This window comes from Halorubrum sp. SD690R (genome assembly GCF_005435035.1).
GTDB classification, from domain to species: Archaea; Halobacteriota; Halobacteria; order Halobacteriales; family Haloferacaceae; genus Halorubrum; species Halorubrum ezzemoulense.
Map to the genome: position 1 here is coordinate 1 of NZ_SGTV01000074.1, position 2,785 is coordinate 2,785.

At 62.0% G+C, this 2,785-nt stretch carries 2 protein-coding genes and 1 rRNA gene; 1 reads left to right on the top strand and 2 read right to left on the bottom strand.

Going from position 1 to position 2,785, the window contains the following annotated elements; all coding sequences use genetic code 11:
* Positions 1-116: ribosomal RNA gene (locus EXE41_RS18360) — 16S ribosomal RNA — on the bottom strand; the annotation flags it as partial.
* 670 nt (positions 117-786) lie between these two features.
* Between EXE41_RS18360 and EXE41_RS18365 the strand changes: the two genes are divergently transcribed.
* A complete protein-coding gene (locus EXE41_RS18365) occupies positions 787-1,347 on the top strand; it encodes a TATA-box-binding protein (protein ID WP_049932645.1) in 561 nt (186 codons plus the stop codon).
* Positions 1,348-1,451: 104 nt separating this feature from the next.
* On the opposite strand, the gene EXE41_RS18370 is transcribed toward EXE41_RS18365, so the two are convergent.
* A complete protein-coding gene (locus EXE41_RS18370; protein WP_089308807.1) occupies positions 1,452-2,657 on the bottom strand; it encodes a Cdc6/Cdc18 family protein in 1,206 nt (401 codons plus the stop codon).
* Positions 2,658-2,785 lie beyond the last annotated feature (128 nt).

A 2,785-nucleotide genomic window follows, 5' to 3' on the forward strand; every position in this document is an offset into this window, starting at 1 on the left:
CGAAGGGTAGTTTGGCCACGTGTTACTGAGCTATTCGCCACGAGTCTGAACTCGTGCGACTAGCATGGCTAAATCGGATCCCAATAGCAATGGCCTCCGGCAGGATCAACCGGAATGAGTATCCTTCAGGCCTGATTCCCGGCCTGAAGGGGGTGTTGGCGGGTGTCAACTTCGGTTGAGACGAAGGTTGACACACCATTGCATTGGTCTGTGTGGTGCCCGGCCCATCCAGCGGCTTGGATGACACCGAACGACCACGGCTCACATCAGATCGCCGCTTACGCCGGAGCGCAGGGGGCGCGATCCTCATCGGGTGAGTCGGATGAACCGACTCTGCGAAACCGGGCCGAGTTGAACGGCCCGAGTCCGCGGTGCGTTCTTCGCGTTTCAACCGAACGGGCTTATACACTTAAGCACGTCGGAACGCTTCGACCGGCCGCGTTGGCGGCCGGCCGGTGCCCCGCCGTCGGGGGCTCCTCGCATTCATTCGAATGCCCGGGTTGTATTTAACCCCGTCGAAGCGTCGGCCCCACGTCATGCGGTTTCATGGAGCAGTTTACAACGAGCTGATCCAGTAGGGAGATTTGGTATCGGCAGGATCTCGCGACACTGGGCGATACGATCAGAACGTCTGAGAGCCGAACGTATCAGGAGTGTATCATGGAATCCAGGTTGCGGCGGCGGCCTCACGCGCGCGCAGGACAGGACACTATGTGCGGTGTGGGGCAGTTGGCCATTTATACCACGGGCGTTTATAAGGGAGGGGGACACATATAAAAGCGAACGATGACGAACCCTGCAGACTCGATCGAGATTCAGAACGTTGTTGCATCGACGGGTATCGGTCAGGAGCTCGACTTGGAGGCGCTCGCAGAGGATCTCCCGGGCGCAGATTTCAATCCCGACAACTTCCCCGGCCTCGTCTACAGGACTCAAGAGCCGAAGGCGGCCGCGCTCATCTTCCGGTCGGGGAAGATCGTCTGTACGGGTGCCAAGAGCATCGACGACGTCCACGACGCGCTCGGGATCATCTTCGAGAAGCTTCGGGGCCTCCAGATCCCGGTCGAGGATGATCCGGAGATCACCGTTCAGAACATCGTGTCGAGCGCGGACTTGGGGCACAACCTCAATCTCAACGCCCTCGCGATCGGGCTCGGTCTCGAAGACGTAGAGTACGAGCCGGAGCAGTTCCCCGGGCTCGTCTACCGGATGGACGAACCCGAGGTCGTCATCCTCCTCTTCGGAAGCGGGAAGATCGTCATCACCGGCGGTAAGCGGACTGACGACGCCGAGGAAGCCGTCGAGGAGATCGTCGAGCGGATCGAAGGACTCGGCCTGCTCGGCTGACGCGGGCGAATCGATCGGTCTGTGCGGGGCCTCGTCGCGGCGACGGCACGGTGCTCGTCGTAGAGCGGTGGCGGGGGGACCGTCGGGTGGCCGAACCGACTCGATCAGCTCTCGGCTTCATCCTCGGTAAGGACCTCTTTGACGACGCTCGGGTCCTCGAGGAGTTGGTGCTTCGTGTAGCTTCCTTCGGCGCTACCGCCGCTGTGTTTCGACTGTTCGATGATGTCGAGGAACGCGTGCTCCTTCAGGAGGTCGCGGACGCGCCGTAGCGAGAGGCTATCGGATCCCTCCTGCCGGCAGATGTTCTCGTAGATTTCGTACACGCGGCTCGTGCGGAATCCGTCCTGACGACCGTTCGAGAGCGACAGTAGCGCGAGCGCCTGAAGCACATACCTCGAGTGCGGGGTGGACCCGCGAATGAGTTCGCGGAATCGGTCGGTCTCGGCTCGCTCGCGCGCCTGCGTGACGAACTCCTCACGAACAGTGGGTTCGCCGTTCGCCTGTGCGATCTCGCCCGCGTACCGGAGGATGTCGATAGCCTTCCGCGCGTCGCCGTGTTCGCGCGCCGCCAGCGCGGCGGCGCGCGGGATCGTCGAGGGTTCGAGAACGTCGTCGTGGAACGCGTCCGCCCGCGCCTGCATGATTTCCCTGAGTTGGTTCGCGTCGTACGGCGGGAAGACGAACTCGCGCTCACAAAGGCTCGATTTAACGCGCTCGTCCATCCGGTCTTTGTACTGGATCTTGTTGCTGATGCCGACAACGCCCAACTTACAGTCGGTGATCTTCCCCGCCTCGCCAGCGCGGGACAGTTGCATCAGGATGGCGTCGTCATCGAGCTTATCGATCTCGTCGAGCAGGATCAAGACGACGTCGTACCGCTGGTCGAGGATCCGCCAGAGTCGCTTGTAGTACGTGGACGTAGAGAGCCCCTTATCGGGGACGTTGATCCCGGTTTCCTCGGGGTCGTTGACACCTTCGGCGATCGTCTGGACCGCTTGCGTCTCGGTGGTGTCCTGCGCGCAGTCGACGTAGGCGAACGTCGCCGTAACACCCTCCTCGCTCGCGGTCGAGACGAGTCGCTTGGAGACGTACTTCGCGCACAGGGACTTCCCGGTGCCCGTCTTCCCGTAGATGAGGACGTTGCTCGGGCTCTGGCCGAAGATGGCCGGATTGACCGCCGTCGCCAGATCGGCGATCTCGTCGTCGCGGCCGACAATGCGTCCCTCGCCCGGCAAGTGACTGATCTCGAGGAGTTCCTTGTTCGCGAAGATAGGGTCCTCCCTCGTGAAGAGGTCGTCCGCTGCGTCCATGAGGGAGACACCGTGTTTCCGGTGAAATGCGTTCTGTTTCGCGGCCACGTTCGGAGCGGAACGAGGGACGGGTCGGTGGAGAGAGACACACACCGTGTTTCCGGTGAAAAGGGTGGTCGGCCGTGGGG